General features: G+C 44.7%; 14 protein-coding genes. 10 read left to right on the top strand and 4 right to left on the bottom strand.

Annotated features, from left to right (window positions below):
• Window positions 1–205 precede the first annotated feature (205 nt).
• From proC to VB775_RS25110, 3 genes are all read right to left on the bottom strand, one after another.
• Entirely contained in the window at window positions 206–1000 is a 795-nt protein-coding gene (gene proC / locus VB775_RS25100; RefSeq protein WP_281006604.1) for a pyrroline-5-carboxylate reductase, read from the bottom strand.
• A gap of 22 nt (window positions 1001–1022) precedes the next feature.
• On the bottom strand, window positions 1023–1607 hold the full coding sequence (locus tag VB775_RS25105; protein WP_281006605.1) for a cell division protein SepF: 585 nt from the start codon (window positions 1605–1607) through the stop codon (window positions 1023–1025).
• A gap of 807 nt (window positions 1608–2414) precedes the next feature.
• The gene (locus VB775_RS25110; RefSeq protein WP_281006606.1) at window positions 2415–3095 is read right to left on the bottom strand and encodes a YggS family pyridoxal phosphate-dependent enzyme; all 681 of its coding nucleotides are present in this window, start codon (window positions 3093–3095) and stop codon (window positions 2415–2417) included.
• A 191-nt stretch (window positions 3096–3286) separates the two neighbouring features.
• Between VB775_RS25110 and VB775_RS25115 the strand changes: the two genes are divergently transcribed.
• The 3 genes from VB775_RS25115 to VB775_RS25125 all read left to right on the top strand — a co-directional run bounded on the left by VB775_RS25115 (window position 3287) and on the right by VB775_RS25125 (window position 10816).
• Complete coding sequence (locus VB775_RS25115) at window positions 3287–6463, top strand: adenylate/guanylate cyclase domain-containing protein (RefSeq protein ID WP_281006607.1); 3177 nt, start codon at window positions 3287–3289, stop codon at window positions 6461–6463.
• 135 nt (window positions 6464–6598) lie between these two features.
• The gene (locus tag VB775_RS25120) at window positions 6599–10156 is read left to right on the top strand and encodes a helicase-related protein (protein ID WP_281006608.1); all 3558 of its coding nucleotides are present in this window, start codon (window positions 6599–6601) and stop codon (window positions 10154–10156) included.
• A gap of 12 nt (window positions 10157–10168) precedes the next feature.
• Window positions 10169–10816 (top strand): Uma2 family endonuclease, encoded by a 648-nt coding sequence (locus VB775_RS25125; protein WP_281006609.1) that lies wholly within the window; start codon window positions 10169–10171, stop codon window positions 10814–10816.
• A gap of 12 nt (window positions 10817–10828) precedes the next feature.
• Here the strand turns inward: VB775_RS25125 and VB775_RS25130 are convergent, their stop codons facing one another.
• Window positions 10829–11077 carry a hypothetical protein gene (locus tag VB775_RS25130; RefSeq protein WP_281006610.1) on the bottom strand — a complete coding sequence of 83 codons (249 nt, stop codon included), beginning with the start codon at window positions 11075–11077 and terminating at the stop codon, window positions 10829–10831.
• A 185-nt stretch (window positions 11078–11262) separates the two neighbouring features.
• Between VB775_RS25130 and VB775_RS25135 the strand changes: the two genes are divergently transcribed.
• The 7 genes from VB775_RS25135 (at window position 11263) to VB775_RS25165 (ending at window position 20575) form a co-directional block, all read left to right on the top strand.
• Window positions 11263–14511, top strand: a complete 3249-nt coding sequence (locus VB775_RS25135) for a DUF1156 domain-containing protein (RefSeq protein WP_281006611.1) — start codon at window positions 11263–11265, stop codon at window positions 14509–14511.
• Between the two features lie 2 nt (window positions 14512–14513).
• Window positions 14514–14801, top strand: a complete 288-nt coding sequence (locus tag VB775_RS25140; RefSeq protein ID WP_281006612.1) for a hypothetical protein — start codon at window positions 14514–14516, stop codon at window positions 14799–14801.
• Window positions 14782–15198, top strand: a complete 417-nt coding sequence (locus tag VB775_RS25145; protein ID WP_281006613.1) for a type II toxin-antitoxin system VapC family toxin — start codon at window positions 14782–14784, stop codon at window positions 15196–15198. Before VB775_RS25140 ends, VB775_RS25145 begins: the two co-directional genes overlap by 20 nt.
• Window positions 15199–15245: 47 nt before the next feature.
• On the top strand, window positions 15246–15851 hold the full coding sequence (locus VB775_RS25150; protein WP_281006614.1) for a hypothetical protein: 606 nt from the start codon (window positions 15246–15248) through the stop codon (window positions 15849–15851).
• A gap of 6 nt (window positions 15852–15857) precedes the next feature.
• A complete protein-coding gene (locus VB775_RS25155) occupies window positions 15858–16496 on the top strand; it encodes a Uma2 family endonuclease (protein ID WP_281006615.1) in 639 nt (212 codons plus the stop codon).
• A gap of 62 nt (window positions 16497–16558) precedes the next feature.
• Window positions 16559–17179: a Uma2 family endonuclease gene (locus VB775_RS25160; protein ID WP_281006616.1), complete on the top strand. Its 621-nt coding sequence runs from the start codon at window positions 16559–16561 to the stop codon at window positions 17177–17179.
• Window positions 17180–17218: 39 nt separating this feature from the next.
• Complete coding sequence (locus VB775_RS25165; protein ID WP_281006617.1) at window positions 17219–20575, top strand: Swt1 family HEPN domain-containing protein; 3357 nt, start codon at window positions 17219–17221, stop codon at window positions 20573–20575.
• Window positions 20576–20627 lie beyond the last annotated feature (52 nt).

Consider the following 20627-nt stretch of genomic DNA (forward strand, 5'->3'; position numbering starts at 1 on the left):
TGCAGATGTTCATGTAACTTTTCGCAAAATACGCTAATCTCTTTCATAGGGGTTTTATTTGTGATGTGGTTATCTTTTATAAAACCCCTTCCTGTCTACTTTTGCAACTTTTTGTCCTGTACTAAGAAGCAATTTATAAAACCCAAAACTGGTTCGGCGGGCTTTGCCCGCCGAACCAGTTTTGGGTTTTATTAAATTTTCGTTCCTAATTACCTAATTCGTCAGCGCGACGGGTTGCGGCAAGCACAGCCTCGATCATCGCGGAACGTAAGCCCGCTTTTTCTAACTGAGCGATCGCCGCAATAGTTGTTCCTGCAGGACTAGTGACTTGATCTTTCAATTGAGCAGGATGTAGATTCGTTTCAGTTAATAATTGTGCGGTTCCTAAAACCGTTTGCTTGGCTAGTTGCATCGCGATCGCCCTTGGCAAGCCTGCCGCCACGCCACCATCTGCCATTGCTTCAACCATGAGCGCAACGTAAGCGGGACCAGAGCCAGATAAACCTGTGACCGCATTCATCAGTGATTCGGCAACTTCGACGACTGTACCAACCGCCCCAAAAATTTTTCGCACAGCATCTAACTGAGCTGCGGTTACTAAGGCATTCGCGGCGATCGCAGTTACGCCTGCACCCACTTGTGCTGGTGTATTGGGCATAGCTCGGATAATTGGTTTAGAGGGGAACATTACCTCTAGTTGCGCCAAAGTTACACCAGCCAAAATTGACACAATGCAAGTAGCAGGTGCATTTGCTAAACCGATTGCGGCTGCATTGAGTGATTGTGGTTTAACGGCAAGAAGCATAATCTCTGCTGCCGCAGCCACGAGATTATTTGGTGTAACTTGTACACCATACTTTTTTTCTAAGAGCGCACGACGCTCTGGCATCGGATCGCTGACGCAGACATCGGATGGCAGGTAAAGGTTACTAGCGATCAGGCGAGACAAAATTGCCTCACCCATTACACCGCCACCGATAATACTGAGTTGAGCTTTCAAGGATTCACCAATAACCTAGATATTATTGAGCGAAACGGCTAACGGGCGCTTCAGAAGCCCATGCTGGAGCAGGTGCTGCGGTAGGACGTACCACGCGAGGCTGAGGCATAGGTGCTTCGTTCAATACTGAAGACTGTGATGAAACTTGAACACAGGAAGGTGCAAACAGGAAGATGCTATCGCCAATGCGTTCTTGATGACCATCAAGGGCATAAGTACCGCCAGCTACAAAATCAACTGCACGTTGAGCTTGATCGGGGTCCATCATCGTCAAGTTAAGCACAACTGATTTGCGTTCACGTAAAGCTTGGATGGCTTGAGGCATTTCTTCAAAAGTGCGAGGTTCCATCACCATTACTTGGGACAGACCATTTGCAGCACCAGGCATACCAATTACATTGCTCATGTTTTCAGAAGTTGCTCTTAAAGCGGTGGGACGTTCACGGGTGCGGCGAGCTTGTGGCTCTTCAGGTTCTGGAGCGATCGCGCCATTATCTTCTTGGTAAATGTCTTGGTATTCACGACTTGAGGCTTCATCGTACTCATATTCGTACTCTTGGGCTTCAGTCAAACCAACAAAATCCTTGAGCTTTGTAAAAATTCCCATCGTAATTAACTCCTATTGTGTGCTCCTCAGTTTTGGTTTAAAACCGCAACATCATACTTCTAGACTAGATGAGGAGTGCTATCTAATAAAGCAGTCTTAAAAATAAGGCAAAGAGTTGCTTTGTCTAGTTGTGCTAAATTGCCTTTACTGTCCAAAACAGTATTGACAAAATATTTACTCGCAGACTGTAACCGATAACAGGCAAAAAAGCTAGATACAGTTATTAACTTTTTTTAATACGACAAAACACGACTTTTATTTGACAAAGCCTTGTAGTACATAGGACTTAACTACTTAAGTAAACTAGTTACCTACGCAGAGATCTTTTTGATATTTAACAAGTTTTTAATAATTAGTTAAACTTGCCTGCTATCAAGGACTTTGCAAAACAAATTTGTTTTTGCTAAGAGCGTCTATGTGAGTCTAAATGATGATAATTGGACAATGTGATATCACCATAAAAATTTAGTTAGACATAGTTTTTCTTAAAGCCTTTCGTATTAGTCTTCATAAAAGACAAAAGCCATAACATCAAAATAGTTAACAATACTCATGGTTGATTTCTGATTTTTGGAATATCAGTATTATTTGGAATTAAAGTATTCTAGAATACAAAAAACATGACAGTTTATTGTGTTGCCAGAGCTAATTTCCAACTTTCACCATCAGGATTATCTAAATTCTCAACTTCACTGAGAAAAACTATTTGGTTTAGAACGCTAAACTTATAACAGGTTTGTGCATGTCTGGCAAGCAGAAAAAAATCCTATATTTATAAGGAGGCGATTTACGCTGACTTACGGGTGATTACAGAGCAAAAATTTGGCTGCCAATGCGAATGATCGTAGCGCCTGCTTTGATGGCGATCGCATAGTCGGCGGACATGCCCATTGATAGTTCTTGAATATTTGTCCAACCGAGCGATCGCATTTTTGCGGCTAGTTCAGTAGCGCGGCTAAAAACGGCGTAGGCTTGAGACTCGTCTAGACCAAGGGGCAGGATTGTCATTAGCCCAACGATATTGAGATTTTGTAGTTTTGCTAATTTGGGTAAATCTGCTAATAGTTCTGATTCTGTCCAGCCTGACTTATTGGGGTCTTCGGCTAGCTTGACCTGCAATAACAGCTTAGGCGATTTCCCAAGTTCAGATATGAGGCGATCGCATTGTTCGGCGAGACTCAGGCGATCGATCGAATGTATCCAATTAAATTGGCTGATTGCTTGTTTGGCTTTGTTACTTTGCAGAGATCCGATCATGTGCCATGTGATATCAGTTAAATCTGCTAACTCTGTTTGCTTGATTTTGCCATCCTGTACACGCGATTCGGCAAAGTCACGCACACCTGCATCGTAAGCAGCGCGAATTGCCTCTGTCGTCGTGTACTTGCTGACAGCAACTAGTTTTACCTGTGGCGGAATATTGACCAGAATTTGATTTAGGCGATCGACGAGCTTTTGGGCGATCGCTTCAGAATTAACTTCAGACATGACTTTGATGGTAATTAAAATCCAGATCTAAAACCTGTGGCGCACGCGCACGTGCGCCACAGGTTTTAGGTTTTGTCTACTTACTTATTAGAGCAAACCTCAGGCAATAAGTGAGCAAATACGCGCAGACTCGTACTTTTGCATGAGGATCACTTTATTATGGGAATGGTCTAGCGTTTTTAGCTTTTTGTATGACTGCTCCCGCCAGTAAAGATGCCAAATCTCAACGCGATCGTCAGCTTTCTCTCAAGATATTGCTGATAGTTCCCTTTGTGACTCAAGTGATTGCGGCGGTAGGAATTACGGGATGGTTATCAGTACAAAATGGGCGGGAAGCAACTCAAGAACTAGCTCCTCAAATTGGACAGGAAGTAACCAATACGATCGAGGCGCATGTGCGGGGGTACTTTGAAGCACCTTTAGAAATTTTACAAGCCCATGGAGCCATGGCAAAGGCAGGCTATTTAAATTTTGAGAATTTGAATAGTTTAGATAAATTGTTTTGGCAGCAGATGCGACAAGCTCAAAGTTTATATTTTTTCTACGCTGCAAATCCTCAAGGTCAATTTCTAGGTGTGGAGAGGCGAGAAGGTAATGCTTTGGTGTTGCATCGATCTTCTTCGCCAAATTTAGCAGCACCACTGCAAAAAGCTATCTTTCGCTTAGATAACACTGGTAAAGTCCTTAACCAAATTGAAGTAAATATTTACGATCCTCGCGATCGCCCTTGGTACAAGGCAGCAGTTAAGTCTCGGCAAACAGTCTGGAGTCCTATTTATCCATTTGTAGCACGTCCGATTTTAGGGATTACGGCTTCTTTGCCGATTTATAGCGAATCTGGTAACTTGCGGGGAGTCATCGCGATCGACTTAACGCTCTCTCAAATAGGGGATTTTCTACGTCAATTAAAAATTGCTAAAACAGGGCAAGCCTTTATTCTGGAACCATCGGGGGAGATCGTTGCTACATCAACTTCAGAAGCACCCTATATTTCCATAGATCAAAAACAACAGCGTATCCACGCCCTTAAAAGCCAAAATCCTCTACTGCGCTTAGTCTTTCAAAATCTTCAACAAAAATATCCTAATTCTTCTGGTATTCCCAAGCATCAGCAAATCCAAATGGAATGGGAGGGGGCAACCCAATATATTCAGATTACGAGATTACGCAATGCTCAGGGACTAGATTGGCTGATGATTGTGGCAGTATCTGAAGAAGACTTTCGCGATCGCATTAATATCAACACGCGCAACACGATTGTCTTATGTGTTTTAGCTTTAGTTTTTGCTAGCTTGACAGGTTTCTATACATCAAAATGGATTGCTAAACCTGTAGAGAAGCTCATTGATGCTTCACACTTGCTCGCAAATCTGTCTGCCTCAGCCGATCTGGCTACTGGTCAACCCTATCGTCCAATCGAAACTGCAAATGTGCGAGAGCTATCAATTCTGGCTGACTCCTTTAATCAAATGGCGCAACAGTTGCAGATTTCTTTTATGGCGCTTGCTCAAAGTAAAGAGGAATTAGAAATTCGGGTAGAACAGCGTACTGCTGATTTAAAAACTAGTGAAATCAAATATCGCACCCTTGTGGAAGCAGCCAATTGCATCATTTTACGTATCAATACTGTTGGCACAATTAAATTTATTAATGAATATGGTTTAACTTTCTTCGGCTTTCAGAAGGAAGATGAAATGGTGGGTCGAAATATTAGCGGCACGATTGTCAAAGGTAGTGATGATACAACTATTTCTGATTTGCTTAGTTGGATGAAGGATCGTGATAGATCCCATCAAATATCAATGTTTCAAGAAAGTCAAAATATTCGTAGCGATGGAGAGCAGGTGTGGATATCTTGGTCAAATCGTCCAATTTTAGATGATTCAGGAAAATTGGTGGAAATTCTCTCAATTGGAGTTGATATTACGGAACGGAAGAGCATTGAGTCTACCCTTGAAGAGTTTGTGAGTTTGCAAAGAGCGACCTTTGAGTCGATTGCTGATGGTGTGGTCGCTGTAGATCGAGTTGGGCATATCAATAGCTACAACCAGCGCTTTATCGATATGTTTGGACTATCTTTGGAGGTTTTATCTATACCTGATTATGACCTGAGATTAGAGTTTCTATCGGAAAAGATGCTCGATCCTCAAGATTTTATGCAGCGATCGCAGGAGTTTTATCGCCATCCTGAACGCGAAAGTTATGATTTGTTAGAACTTATCGACGGTCGAGTTTTGGAACGCTATTCCCGTCCCCAAAGGCTTAGCGATCAGATTATTGGTCGGGTATGGAGTTTTCAAGATATCACGGCTCGCGTGAGAGCCGAGCAAGCTCTTGAAGAACAAAAAACCTATTTACGATTAATTATTGATAGCATTCCCCAACAAATTTTCTGGAAAGATACCAATCTGGTGTTTCGGGGATGTAATAAAAATTGGGCAATGTATGCTCAACTGGATACCCCAGAAAGTGTAGTTGGTAAAACTGATTACGATCTAATTGGTAATCCTGATTTGGCAAATGTGTTTCGGACTCACGATCAGCAAATTATGGAATCCAACATTCCTGAAATGCATGTGATTCAGCGCAAACTCAATCCAGATAAATCTGGAAAATCCATATGGCTAGATATTAGCAAGCTGCCAATTATCGATGCGGATGGCAAAACGATCGGGATTTTGGGTGTACTTGATGACATTACTGAACGAAAGATGGCTGAAGAAGCTCTCAATGCTGAGCAGGAGAAATCAGAGAAATTATTATTAAACATTCTGCCCAAAGCGATCGCCGATCGCCTGAAGCAATTTCATGGAGTAATTGCTGATAGTTATGATTCGGTCACAGTTCTCTTTGCTGATCTGGTCAGCTTTACAAGAATGTCTTCGGAACTCTCACCTCAGGATTTGGTAGATTTGCTGAATCAAATCTTTTCTAATTTTGACAAGATTTGCGAAACCTATGGCTTAGAGAAAATCAAAACCATTGGTGATGCCTATATGGTGGCTGGCGGTATTCCTATTCCTACTGAAAAACATGCCGAGGCGATCGCCTGTATGGCTTTAGATATGGTTGATAAAGTTGCTGAACTTCGCGATTTGACAGGTAGACCATTACAAATTCGCGTTGGCATCCATACGGGTGCGGTAATTGCAGGGGTGATCGGTACGCAAAAGTTTATTTATGATCTTTGGGGAGACACGGTAAATGTGGCGAGTCGCATGGAGTCCCACAGCGAAGTTGGCAAAATTCAGGTGACTGCCGCTACCTATGAACTGCTCAAGCATAAATTTGATTTGGTCGAGCGGGGTGCGATCGAGGTTAAGGGCAAAGGACTCATGCAAACCTATTGGCTTACCTCAAAATTATAGCCAAAAAAGTTTTGCTCAGGACATAAAGACCAGATAAATGAAGGTGTTGCAGAGCGCCACCTTCATTATTAAGGACAAGATGATGATCGCGGTAGATAAGCAAAATAATTCCGATGATGCCAAGGTAACTTCAATATGAATTTAGATGAATTGGTTTTAGGGATGGTGCTTAGAGGGATATTACCCGATCGCACTGTCACGCTTGTTAGCGTTGCGCGTTACGGTACTGAAGCTGTTGACATTACCTATAAGGACTCTTTGGGTGCATTAGGAAATGAGTTGCTCTATAGAGATCGTGAGTCCGAGCTAGAAATTGTTCAAGTCGGTCATCCGTGGAGCTTTGATGGTGATGGAGCTTTGCTAAGACTAGTTTCTGAAGCATACAGAATTCAGTTAGCCCACTTGTTCGATCCGCTTTTGGCTGTTCATACATCTTTGGTTGAGCCACTTCCCCATCAGATTACGGCAGTGTATGGCGAAATGCTCTCGCGTCAGCCTTTGCGATTTTTACTTGCCGATGACCCTGGGGCGGGAAAGACAATCATGGCAGGATTGCTGATTCGTGAATTATTGATGCGCGGGGACTTACATCGTTGTTTGATCGTTTGCCCTGGTAGTTTGGCAACGCAGTGGCAGGATGAGCTATCTACTAAGTTTCATCTTCCGTTTGAGATTCTCTCAAACGATCGCATTGAAACAGCAAGAACAGGAAACGCTCTAGCAGAAATGCCTCTGGTAATTGCTAGGCTTGATAAGCTCAGCCGCAATGAGGATTTACAGGCAAAACTAGCGCAGACTGACTGGGATTTAGTGGTCTGTGATGAAGCGCATAAGATGTCCGCCTCTTTTTTTGGTGGAGAAGTTAAGGAAACCAAGCGATATAAATTAGGTAAGCAATTATCACAAGTCGCTCGACATTTTTTGCTCATGACGGCAACGCCTCACAATGGTCGAGAGGAAGATTTTCAATTATTTATGGCGCTACTGGATGGCGATCGCTTTGAGGGGAAATTTCGTGAGGGAGTCCATGCCAGTGATGTGTCCGATCTGATGCGTCGCCTCGTTAAAGAAGATATGCTCAAGTTTGATGGTAAGCCTCTATTCCCAGAGCGACGGGCTTATACCGTGAGTTATCAACTATCGGCATTAGAAGAAAGTCTTTACCGTCAGGTGACTGATTATGTGCGTGATGAATTTAATCGTGCTGATGATTTAGAAAATGAAGGGCGAAAGGGTACGGTTGGTTTTGCGCTGGCAATATTACAACGTCGTTTGGCATCTTCACCAGAGGCAATTTATCAGTCGATTAAGCGGAGACGGGAGCGACTCCAAAAGCGTTTGCAAGAAGAAGAACTGCGAAGGCAATATCCGTCAATAGTTCTCTCTAAGTTAGATGCTGTAGATCGTGATATCGATCCAGATGACTTGGAAAATGACATGGAGGACTTTGCGGCGGATGAACGCGAGATGACTGAAGAGGAGTTAGTCGATCTCGCTTCGGCATCGCGGACGATCGCCGAGTTGCAGGCAGAAATTGCCAAGCTTAAAGAACTGGAAGAACTAGCGGCTCGAGTGCGGCGCAGTGGGACAGATCGCAAGTGGGAAGAATTATCGGGTTTGTTGCAGGACTGTACCGAAATGTTTGATGCTGGTGGCTATCGTCGCAAGTTGGTGATTTTTACAGAGCATCGCGATACGCTTAACTATCTCATTGATCGCGTTAGTACCTTACTCGGTCGTACCGATGCTGTGGTGACTATTCACGGTGCGATCGGTCGAGAAGAACGGAAGAAGGCAGAACATGCCTTCAAACAAGATGTTGCCGTACAAGTGTTGATTGCCACAGACGCGGCGGGGGAGGGTATTAATTTACAAAGGGCGCATCTCATGGTGAATTATGACTTACCTTGGAATCCTAATCGCCTAGAGCAACGCTTTGGGCGTATTCATCGGATTGGACAGACAGAGGTTTGCCATTTGTGGAACTTGGTGGCGGCGGAAACCCGTGAAGGTAGTGTTTATGCGACTTTGCTTAAAAAAATTGAAGCGGAACAGGAAGCCTTGGGCGGTAAGGTGTTTGATGTGCTAGGAAAAGCGATCGCTGGGGTAGAGCTGCGAGATTTAATGATTCAGGCAATTCGTTATGGCGATCGCCCTGACGTTCGGGAAAAGCTAAATCAGGCAGTGGTTGATAAGCTCGATCAGCAAAAACTTCGTGACCTGTTAGAAGAAAGAGCTTTGGCACATGATTCGATGGATGCTTCACGGATACAGCGCATCCGTGAAGATATGGAACGGATGGAAGCACGCAAACTTCAGCCTCACTTCATTGCCGAATTCTTTCTGAGAGCCTTTACCGATTTAGGTGGCAGCATTCGCCAGCGCGAACCACAGCGCTATGAAATTACCCATGTACCTGCCAGTATTCGCAACCGTAGTCAGCAAGTGGGGTTGGGTGAACCTGTGGGCAGAAGTTACGAGCGTATTTGTTTTGCTAAGGATTTGATAAATGTGTCTGGGAAGCCCCTAGCTACTTTTGTATGCCCTGGTCATCCTTTACTCAATAGTGTCATTTCCTTGCTGCTGGAGCAGAATCGCGATTTGCTCAAACAGGGGGCAATATTAGTAGATGAAACTAATAAAAATGAGCGCCCTCGTGTTTTGGTGTATCTAGAACACGCAATTCAGGATGCGCGAAAAAATGTCGATGGGAATAGGCGAGTCGTCTCTCGGCGTATGCATTATGTGGAGATCGATGCTGAAGGGCATACTGAAAACGCAGGATATGCTCCTTATTTGGATTATCGACCCTTGCGAGAGGATGAGCAATCTCAGATTCCGACACTTTTGTCTCAATATACGTTTTCTCAAGAAATTGAATCGAAGGCAATTGGTTATGCGATCGCCCATTTAGTACCACAGCATTTTGCCGAAATTCGCGATCGCAAAGAGAAGCTGATCGACAAAACGATCGCCGCAGTCAAAGAACGACTGGCTAAAGAAATCAGCCATTGGGATCGACGGGCAAATGAGTTGAGCGCCCAAGAATTGGCTGGCAAACCGAATGCTAAGCTCAACTCAGCGAGGGCAAGACAGAGGGCAGACGATCTAGAAGCGCGGATGAAAAAACGGTTAGACGAACTTGCTCAAGAGCGACAACTAACACGCTTACCGCCAATTGTGGTGGGCAGTGCCTTAATTATTCCTGCGTCAGTGTTTATGCCGCCAAGCATTGTTGAGAATTCTGAGAAGCAAGGTCTGAGCGATCGTCTCAATGTTTCTAACCATGCTTCTAACTATGAAGCGCGTCGCCGCGTGGAGTTAAGGGCGATGGCGGCAGTTATGGCGCAGGAAGTGCAGCTCGGTGTTAAACCTGTCGATGTCAGCGATCGCCGTTGTGGTTATGATATTGAGTCCTATGTGGGGGATGGACGCTTGCGATTGCTTGAGGTTAAGGGCAGGGTTGAGGGAGCAGATACGGTAACGGTGACCAAAAATGAGATTTTAGTCGCTTTGAATAAGCCAGAGAGTTACCTGTTAGCGATGGTCAAAGTGCCACAGGATGAGGATGCTATTTGTTCTATTCGTTATGTTCAGCAACCATTTCAAAAGGAGCCAGATTTTAGGTCGATTAGCGTAAACTATAGTTGGCAGGAGCTATGGGCAAAGGGGCAGGATGTCTTCTCACTATAGGAGTTAAATAAGATGGCGACATTAGTAAAAGTTGCTCAGATTGAGACTTTGCAGGGTCAAACTACGGTTTTGCATGATATTGATTGGCAGCAATTTGAGGCGATTCTGGAAGATTTGGGAGACAACCGCGCATCGCGGATTGCTTATTTTGATGGTGTATTGGAGATTAGAATGCCGCTACCTGAGCATGAACGTACCAAAGTAATTATTAGCAATCTCCTAGTTATTTTGTTAGAAGAACTGGACTGGGAATGGGAATCATTGGGTTCATCGACTTTTAAAACTAAAAGTATGAAGGCAGGGATTGAGCCTGATGATTGCTTTTACATTAAGAATTATGCCGCCATGATTGGTAAGAAACGTCTAGATATGAGTATTGACCCACCACCAGATATTGCGATCGAGGTCGATCTCACTTCTAATACTCAGATCAGTGCCTATGAAGCTTTGGCTGTAGCTGAGATTTGGCGATATGCCAATGGTAAATTGTCGATTCGTCTTTTGCGTGAGGGGAAATATGTGGAGTCGTTAGTTAGTTTGTCTTTTCCTGATTTTCCTGTGATTGATGGCATATCGCAGTTTTTAGAACGTGGTACAGAATTATCAATTAGCGCTTTACGGCGAGAGTTTCGCCAATGGGTAAGAGATCGGTTGCATTGAAATTGATAGAAGTTAACAGGATGGCGACATTAGTACGGATTGCATGGTTAAAGCTTTGCCTTTTCGATATTCTTGTCGTGCTGACTCAACTTGATCTAAGAGGTCAGGAACTTGCAGGAGAGCGTTTGTCTCGATTAATGAATCATCATCACTTTGATTGTTGAGATTAAATACCAAAAATTCAACAAAGGCTAATGCTTGCTTTTGCTGCTCGATGGGGAGTTGCTGTACTGTGTTGACTACTTTTTCTAAGATGGTCATAGATTTAAGCTTTTATTCTCTTGTTGTCTAGTCTAGATCATAGTCATATCAAAACCAGAATAGGGTGAGGCGGCGCAAAGTGCTGTATGTCGTGAAATTTGTGAGATAATGCCAAAAATTGCAAGCAATCTTACATTTACATAGATGAGCTTTGCTAAGAACGGGTTACAGAAAAATTAATCGTCATGACTTACAAAAAGAAACTCATCGAGGTTGCATTACCACTAGAGGCGATTAATAAAGAATCGGCACGGGAGAAGTCGATTCGGCATGGGCATCCTAGCACTTTGCATTTGTGGTGGGCGCGACGACCTTTGGCGGCTTGTCGGGCGGTGTTGTTTGCATCGTTAGTAGACGATCCTTCAAGTTTGCCTGATGAGTTTCCGACTGAGGATGAGCAGAATATTGAGCGATTAAGGTTATTTGGGATTATTGAGCGTTTGGTGAAGTGGGAGAATATCAATAATCAGGATGTTTTGAATGAAGCAAGGGCGGAGATTCTTAAAAGTACCAATGGTAATCCGCCGCCTGTATATGACCCATTTTGTGGTGGTGGCTCGATTCCATTAGAAGCACAGCGTTTGGGTTTAGAAGCGCATGGGAGCGATCTAAATCCTGTGGCGGTGCTGATTACGAAGGCTTTGATCGAGATTCCGCCCAAGTTTAAGGATCTGCCGCCTGTGAATCCTGCGAGTACTCCCTCACCCCCTAGCCCCCTCTCCCAAGGGGAGAAGGGGAATAAGAGTAAGAAGGCGGTTAAGAATAAAGACCGTTTGATGCAGTGGTATGGGGCGCAGGGTTTGGCGGATGATGTGCGCTATTACGGCGCATGGATGCGGGATGAGGCTTTTAAGAAGATTGGACATTTATATCCTAAGGTTTCCCTCACCCCCCAGCCCCCTCTTCCTGAGGGCGAGGGGGAGTCGGACAAGTGGGAATTTTCTGTGGCTTTGCAGAAGAAGATGCAGGAGATTGCTCAACAGTTTCGGAAAGAGCCGACTGAGAGTGAGTCGATTTTGTGGGATTTGTTGAGAAATCGGAAACTGGATAATCGCAAGTTTCGCCGACAGCATCCTATAGGTCGCTTTGTGGTTGACTTTTATTGCCATGAAGAGCGTTTGATTGTGGAAATAGATGGCGGTATTCATGCATCCCAACAGGATTTAGATCGGCAAAGACAGGAAATTCTTGAATCTCTTGGATTACGCTTTGTCAGGATAAGTAGCAATCTTGTAGAAACCAATCCTCAAGATGCCTTACAAAAAATTCGCAACGCTTTCTTGCCCCCCTCTCCCTCAGGGAGAGGGGCTGGGGGTGAGGGAAATGACGCAACGGTTATCGCATGGATTTGGGCGCGAACGGTGAAATGTCCGAACCCTAGCTGTGGTTGTGCGATGCCTTTGGTGCGATCGTTTGCCTTGTCAACTAAGAAGGGCAAAGAGGCATGGATTGAATATGAGATAGAACGCTCTGGTGATGTGCCGAAGGTGATTTTTACGGTCAAGTCTGGAACGGGTGAACCACCTGAAGGGACGGTGAGCCGCAAGGGGGCGCGATGTATTGCTTGTGAGTCTGATGTGAAGTTGGATCATGTCCGTGCTGAGGGTAAGGCAGGACGGATGGGGGCGCAATTAATGGCGATCGTAGCTGAGGGGAATAAAGGAAGGCTTTATCTGTCGCCAAATGATGAACAAGATAATATTGCTAATTCTGCACAACCTACATGGAAGCCTGAAACAGAACTTGTTCCAAATTCTCGCCATGTCACGCCTATTATCTATGGAATGACAAAACACTCTGATCTATTTACTTCTCGTCAATTGGTGGCACTTACAACTTTTAGCGATCTAGTAAAAGATGCAAGAGAGAAAGTTATTGCTGATGGTGGTGCAGAAGAATATGCAAATGCTGTAGCGACTTATTTAGCTTTTGCTGTTGATCGTATTGCTGACAACAATTCAACTATTTGTTCATGGAATGTTGGAAGAGATGGAATAAGAGGGACTTTTGCACGCCAAGCAATTCAAATGACTTGGGATTTTGCGGAAACTAATCCACTGAGTGATTCTACAGGAAACTTTCTAGGTTCGGTTGATTGGGTTTATAGAGTTTTGCAGGAATCAAGAAGTAGCATTAATGGATTTGTTAAACAACAGGATGCAGTTGAAGAAAAAGCAAAAGATAAAGCCTTTGTATTTTCAACTGATCCGCCATACTATGATGCAGTGCCTTATGCAGACCTCTCTGATTTCTTCTATGTCTGGTTAAGAAAATCTCTTAATGGAATATATTCAGAACTTTGTTCAACTCTGCTAGTCCCGAAAAGTCAAGAAATGGTTGCTGATCATTTTCGTCATGGGAGCAAAGAAAAAGCGAAAGAATTTTTTGAAGACGGTTTAAGTAAAGTTTTTCAGCAAATTCGTAAATCAGCCCACCCTGACTATCCATTTACTGTTTACTATGCGTTTAAGCAAACAGAATCTGATGATGATGAGTCTGATATTGAAACAGATACAAATTCGATAGCTTCAACTGGATGGGAAACAATGCTAGAAGGTTTAATACAGTCTAGTTTTGCAATTACTGGCACTATTCCAGTACGAACAGAAAGAAGTGCAAGAAGTCGCGGAATTGGTAGCAATGCCCTTGCATCATCCATCGTCTTAGTCTGCCGCCCTCGTCCCGACAACGCCACCTCAACCACCCGCCGCCAATTTCTCAACGAACTCAAACGCGAACTCCCCGACGCACTCAAAAAACTCCAACAAGGCAACATCGCCCCCGTTGACCTTGCCCAAGCCAGCATCGGACCTGGCATGGCAGTCTACTCCAAATATGCCAAAGTCCTCGAACCCGACGGCTCCGCCATGCGCGTCCGCACTGCGCTACAACTAATCAACCAAGCCCTCGATGAATACTTCGCCGAACAAGAAGGCGAATTTGATACCGACACACGCTGGGCGCTAGCTTGGTTCGAGCAAAGCCAATTTAACGAAGGCGCATACGGCGATGCCGAAACCCTATCCACCGCCAAAAACATCAGCGTCCAAGGCTTAGTCAACTCAGGCATCCTCTTCGCCAAAGGCGGCAAAGTAAGACTACTCAAACGCGACGAACTTCCCACCGATTGGAACCCCGACAACGACAACCGCACACCCGCATGGGAAGTCGCCCATCACCTCATTCGCGCCCTCGACAAACTCGGCGAAAGAGGAGCCGCCAACCTACTCGCCCAAGTCGGCATCGACAAAGGCGAAATCGCCAAAGACCTGAGCTATCGTCTATATAGCATCTGCGATCGCAAAGGCTGGACACAACTAGCCCTTGACTACAACAGCCTCGTCATCTCATGGCAAGCGATCGTGCAACTAGCGATCGCACAGCCCAAGCCAAGCTATGAAGAAACACCACTATTTAATTTAGAAGGTAACTAATCATGAACATCCAACTTGTCAATGCGATCGTGCAAATGACCCAAACCCTCTCAAATGAGGAGCAACAGTTGCTGATCCAAAAACTGAATAAATTACTACTTGATGAATCAAAGCAAACAGATCCAGTAACTCCCATCACGACTACAGAGACATCACCACCAACCCCAGAACAGGGATGGGAAGCATTTTCGACACTAGGGCAAATTGCTGTAGCAGGAAAACTAAATAACGTGGCGATCGACCACGACAAATATCTATACAGGCTACCAAATGAAAAAAATACTTATTGATACAAGTGCTTGGGCAGCCATATCTGACAATAAAGACCGCCACCATGCATCGGCATTAAATTTTATTAAAAAGATCAATGGTAAATACAAACTGATTACCACCAATTATGTTCTTGATGAAACTTATACGCTATTGCTAATGAATGCAGGTTATCAAACCACCATAGCCTTTAAACAACGCATAGACATTATGGTTGCCAGTCAAGTATTAGAAATTGTCTGGATAGATGATGCGATCGCTAACCGATCATGGCAAATATTCGCGAAATTTAATGTAGATAAAGAATGGTCTTTTACAGACTGCACCTCCTACGCAGTTATGAAACAGCTAAACATCGCCGAAGTCTTTACCCTCGATCACCATTTTGCCCAAATGGGCTTCGTGAAACAACCGTAAAGCCCACCACCGCACAAGGTAGTTGATTTAACACTTGAGGTAACTAAATGCCATACAGCAACTTCACCCTCAGACAAGTCGAAAAGGACTTTCATTTACAAATCGAAGAAAAAATCGATCTGTTTGCCCATGTCCAAGCGATCGCCCCCAGTGACGATCTCAAACGAATCCTCACCGAAAATATTCCCCTCGCCCTTGCCATCAACACCGAAAAAGCGCGATCGGAATTTTTGATTGCACCAACACTGCTAGAACTGAGACGGCGATCGCCTACTCCCATCAGCTTATTTTCTGGCACAGAATTTAGCATCAGCCCCGAACAAGGCTTGTCAGGCTATTGTGATTATTTGATTAGTTTATCCAAGCAACAACTGATGATTAGCGCTCCAGTCATGGCGATCGTCGAAGCCAAAAATGAAGATATCAAATCAGGATTAGGACAATGTATCGCCGAAATGGTCGCCGCCCAATTGTTTAACCAACAGGAAAACAACAAAATTCCCATAATTTACGGCATTGTCACATCAGGCGAAATCTGGAAATTTCTGCAAATTTCTGAGCAAACCGTAGCGATCGATCTTACTGATTACTACATCAACAACATCGACAAAATTATCGGTATTCTCTTATCTTTCATTTCTACCGAAGTATAGATAATTATGAAAATCACCCTTGATATACCTCAAATCGACTTAGAGAAATTAATTGCACCAGCGATCGCTGAGCCGCGTATACCTCTCTATGACATCACTTGGCAGCAATATGAAAACTTTATTGAGATGTTTTCTGGACATCAAAACCTACATCTAACCTATCTGCAAGGAGTTTTAGAAATCGTGACGCTTTCGCCAGAGCATGAAATGCTGAAAACCCTAATCGCAAGGCTTTTATATATCTATGCCGATGATCTGGATCTTGACCTCTTTAGCTGTGGTTCTGCTACCTGTAAATCCCAATCAACCAATCGCGGACTAGAACCCGACGAAAGCTTTTGTATTGGCGATCGCAAACAATTTCCAGACCTTGCGATCGAAGTAACCGTCACCAGTGGCGGTATCAATAAACTCGAAATCTATCAAGGCTTACAGATTCCTGAAGTTTGGTTTTATCAGCGCGATCGCTTTTTCCTCTATCGCATTAAACAAGATGGTACTGGCTATACAGAGATTACTCAAAGCCAAATTTTTCCTGATCTAGATCTAAACCTGATGGCGCAATATATCCGCCCCGATCGCGAACCTGAAATGGTCAGAGCATGGCGCAAGCTCATTAATACTCCCTTCCCACCCAAGAATTAGCGGTGCGGCGCTTTGCGCCGCACCGCTAATTCTTGGATTTTAAGAATACAACATGGAAAGTCATGATGATTGCTAACCTTCAATCCCCTATACTGTCTCCCGCCGAATATCTAGCATGGGAAGCCGATCAAGATACTAAACACGAATACGAAAACGGCAAAATCATCGCCATGACGGTTGGTACAATTCCCCATAGCCAAATTTCCGCCAATCTTGCTGCCCTGCTCATTCCCCATCTGCGGGGCAAAGGTTGCAAGGTCGCCATCAGCGATGCCAAAGTCACCACCCCATCGGGCAAATACTACTATCCCGATCTCATTGTCACCTGCGACGATCGCGATCGCTTTGCGCGTGACTTTTTGCAATACCCCACGATCATTGTCGAAGTGTTGTCACCCGCTACCGAAGCCCGCGATCGGGGCATCAAACAGCAACACTATATGCTGATCGAAACTCTACAAACCTACATTCTGATCACACCAGATCGACCCAGAATCGAGATCTATCAGCGCCGTAGCGACTTAGCTTGGGAATATCTATCCATCGCGATCGAGCCAACAGATTTAGAAGATCAAAGTACAAATAACGATCCACTCATTCAGATCGCCAGCCTAGATCTAACCTTTCCCCTCTCCATTCTTTATGAAAATATTAATTTTCCTTCTGAACCTAACTATCTATAACAATTTCAACCTAACCTAACCAATCTGTTAATCAAACCTATGGCAATTAGCAATCAAGAACGTATCGGTCGCGCTCTCAAATATCTCAAAGAAGGACTATATCCTTTCATCGAACGCGAGATGAAAAGCGCCTATCGTAGTGATTGGCTAACTGCCGCTAGAGCATCCGTTGACCCAGATCCAAATATCAAGCGCACGCTCGACGAGATTCTCCAAGAAGATCCTGCGGCTCAACTAAAGCTACTCGATCGCCAATGGAACGAAGTATTTAGAAAAATCCTCAGCAGAACCGATCGCTCCATCGTTAATGAACTAATTGCCACCCGCAATAGTTGGGCGCATGGCTCTAGCTCTGTCTCTACCGAAGATGCCTATCGCGCCCTCGATAGCGTTGCCCGTTTGCTCGATTCTATCGGTGCAGCAGAGCAATCTGAGGCGATCGCTAAGCAACTCTATGAACTGATGCGGCAAAGATACGAAGAGCAAGCCCGTCGTGAAACCCGAAAAGCCACCGCCGCGATCGAAGGTTCACCCCAACAAGGGCTGAAAACTTGGCGAGAAATCGTCACTCCCCACCCTGATATTGCATCTGGACGCTACCAACAAGCCGAATTTGCCGCCGATCTCTGGCAAGTTTATCTCGATGAAGGCTCCGATGAATATCGCCTTCCCACCGAATTTTTTCGCCGTACTTACATTACGGAAGGACTCAAGCAACTACTGACCAATGCCCTCAATCGCTTATCTGGCAATGGCGGCGATCCTGTAATCGAGTTGCAAACTAACTTCGGTGGTGGTAAAACCCATGCCCTGCTTGCACTTTATCATCTCTGCTGTGCGCGATCGACTCAAGACTTACCAGGCTCTGAGCCAGTATTTGCCGCAGCCGAAGTCAAAGAACCACCCGAAAATATCAACATTGCCGTAATTGCGGGTAATAAAATCTCTCCTGGACAAAGACACACTAAAAACGATGGCACGGTCGTACATACCCTCTGGGGCGAAATTGCTTGGCAATTGGGAGGCAAAGAAGGCTATGAAATGTTACGTGCCTCTGATGAGACGGCGACTAACCCTGGGGATAATCTCAAGTTACTATTCAATCGTTATGCTCCATGCCTGATTTTGATTGATGAATGGGTTTCCTATGCCCGTCAATTGCACAAGCGCGAAGATTTAATTTCAGGTAGTTTTGACACCCACTTCACGTTTGCCCAAACCTTAAGCGAATCAGCCAAAAATGCCGATCGCACCTTACTTGTGGTCAGCATTCCCTCATCGGATATTGAAATTGGTGGCGATTACGGACAAGCAGCACTGGATAGACTCAAAAATGCGATCGGGCGTGTGGAATCGCCTTGGCGACCTGCCAGCGCTGAAGAAAGTTTTGAAATCGTCCGTCGTCGTCTGTTTCAACCGATCGCTGACCCTGCCCTATTTGTGGCGCGAGATGCAGTTGTGCGAACCTTCTCAGAAATGTATCGCAGTCAAGCACAAGAATTTCCTACTGAATGCCGCGAAGCCAACTATGAGCGCCGACTCAAAGAAGCCTACCCCATTCATCCCGAACTATTCGATCGCCTTTACAGTGATTGGTCAACTCTCGACAAGTTCCAGCGCACTCGCGGTGTCTTGAGACTGATGGCAAAAGTGATTCATTCTCTCTGGGAACGAGACGATCGCAGTTTGATGATTTTGCCTTCCAGTGTTCCTCTTGACGATCCGTTAGTTCAGTCCGAACTAACTCGCTATCTTGAAGACAACTGGGTTCCCATCATTGAAAAAGATGTCGATGGTGCTAATTCTTTGCCTGCTGCTTGCGATCGGGATAATCCCAACTTAGGGCGATATTCTGCTTGTCGGCGTGTCACCCGTACAATCTATCTTGGTTCTGCTCCAACATTAAGAGCAGCAAATCGAGGTATTCAAGATCGCCACATCAAACTAGGTTGTGTCCAACCAGGTGAATCACCAGCTACCTTTGGCGATGCTTTGCGCCGTCTTACCGATAGTGCTACCTACATCTACGTTGATGAAAGCGGACGCTACTGGATTTCTACTCAACCCAATGTCACCCGCACCGCTAGCGATCGCGCCACCCGCATCTTGTCATCTGAGCCAGAACGCATCCATACAGAAATCGTGCGCCGACTCAAAAGCGACAAAAACAAAGGTGAATTTGCTGGCATCCACATCGCCCCCGAAAGCTCTGCTGATATTCCAGATGATTCCAGTATGGGCATTCGCCTAGTTGTGTTATCCCCCAACTTTCCCCATAGCAATAAGGCAACTAATAGTGATGCTTATAGCCAAGCTCAGGAAATATTGAATAAACGTGGTGGCAGCCCACGCTACAACAAAAATTTATTACTGTTTGTGGCTCCAGATAAAAGTAAGCTCTCGCCACTGGAACAATCAACTGCACAGTACCTTGCTTGGAAGTCGATTACCAATGAGCGTGACATCCTCAATCTCGATCCTTTTCAAACTAAACAAGCCGATGCCAAGTGCCAGCAATCCAATGAGTCAGTTGATATTCAGTTAAAAGAAGCCTACCAATGGGCATTAGTCCCTGCTCAACCCGATCCGCAACAAGGAATAACGTGGCAAGAAGTTCGCCTACAATCTCAAGAGTCCCCTATCCTCAAAGCAAGCCGCAAGCTTTCCCATGACAATTACTTTCTCACTCAATATGCTGCGGCAAACATGAAATTAGAAGCCCTAGATCCCTTTCTGTGGCGAGATGTCAATCATCTCGAAATCAAAAAGCTCTGGAGCTATCTTGCCCAGTACCTCTATCTACCCAAACTGCGCGACGAACAGGTGCTACTACGGGCAATTTCTGAAGGTGTTTCATCGTTACTTTGGCAGGAAAACTTTGCCTATGCCGATGCTTTTGATGAAACCCAACAACGCTATGCGGGGTTGCGGGGTGGTGAAATGAGCTTACTAACTAACTCAACAGGGCTAATCGTTAAACCTGACATAGCTCAAAAACAGTTTGAGGCTGATGAGGCTAAGAGAAAAGAATCTGCAACCAACAAACAGACAACAGACTATCAATACAGCACATCTAGCCAAGGAATTACTAACATCGTCAAAGATGGCAGTTCCAGCACAGCCCAACCAAATCTAAAACCAGAAAATCTGCCACTTCCTCAACCAAAACGTTTTTACGGATCGATCAAACTAAACCCTTTGCGCTGTCAGCGTGACATGGAGCAAGTTACCAAGGAAGTGCTAGAGCATCTAATGAGCTTGGCAAATGCTGAAGTCGAAATCACCTTAGACATTCAAGTGCGATCGCAAGAAGGTATTTCCGATACAGTTATTCGCACCGTTACAGAAAACTGTCGTACCCTCAAATTCGACAGTCAGAGCTTTGAACAGGATTAAACTTGCACCATTTTTATTGCCAGTTTTACTTAACAGACTGGAGTTTAGACTA

Source organism: Pseudanabaena sp. CCNP1317 (assembly GCF_034931345.1).
Taxonomy (GTDB): domain Bacteria; phylum Cyanobacteriota; class Cyanobacteriia; order Pseudanabaenales; family Pseudanabaenaceae; genus Pseudanabaena; species Pseudanabaena galeata.

Bases quoted from the DNA above. Each gene is read 5' to 3' on its own strand.
- VB775_RS25145 (WP_281006613.1), top strand. From the start codon at position 14,782: ATGAAAAAAATACTTATTGATACAAGTGCTTGGGCAGCCATATCTGAC.
- VB775_RS25135 (WP_281006611.1), top strand. From the start codon at position 11,263: ATGACTTACAAAAAGAAACTCATCGAGGTTGCATTACCACTAGAGGCG.
- VB775_RS25120 (WP_281006608.1), top strand. From the start codon at position 6,599: ATGAATTTAGATGAATTGGTTTTAGGGATGGTGCTTAGAGGGATATTA.
- VB775_RS25130 (WP_281006610.1), bottom strand. From the start codon at position 11,077: ATGACCATCTTAGAAAAAGTAGTCAACACAGTACAGCAACTCCCCATC.
- VB775_RS25110 (WP_281006606.1), bottom strand. From the start codon at position 3,095: ATGTCTGAAGTTAATTCTGAAGCGATCGCCCAAAAGCTCGTCGATCGC.
- VB775_RS25160 (WP_281006616.1), top strand. From the start codon at position 16,559: ATGATGATTGCTAACCTTCAATCCCCTATACTGTCTCCCGCCGAATAT.
- VB775_RS25105 (WP_281006605.1), bottom strand. From the start codon at position 1,607: ATGGGAATTTTTACAAAGCTCAAGGATTTTGTTGGTTTGACTGAAGCC.
- VB775_RS25150 (WP_281006614.1), top strand. From the start codon at position 15,246: ATGCCATACAGCAACTTCACCCTCAGACAAGTCGAAAAGGACTTTCAT.
- VB775_RS25155 (WP_281006615.1), top strand. From the start codon at position 15,858: ATGAAAATCACCCTTGATATACCTCAAATCGACTTAGAGAAATTAATT.
- VB775_RS25115 (WP_281006607.1), top strand. From the start codon at position 3,287: ATGACTGCTCCCGCCAGTAAAGATGCCAAATCTCAACGCGATCGTCAG.
- VB775_RS25125 (WP_281006609.1), top strand. From the start codon at position 10,169: ATGGCGACATTAGTAAAAGTTGCTCAGATTGAGACTTTGCAGGGTCAA.
- VB775_RS25140 (WP_281006612.1), top strand. From the start codon at position 14,514: ATGAACATCCAACTTGTCAATGCGATCGTGCAAATGACCCAAACCCTC.
- VB775_RS25165 (WP_281006617.1), top strand. From the start codon at position 17,219: ATGGCAATTAGCAATCAAGAACGTATCGGTCGCGCTCTCAAATATCTC.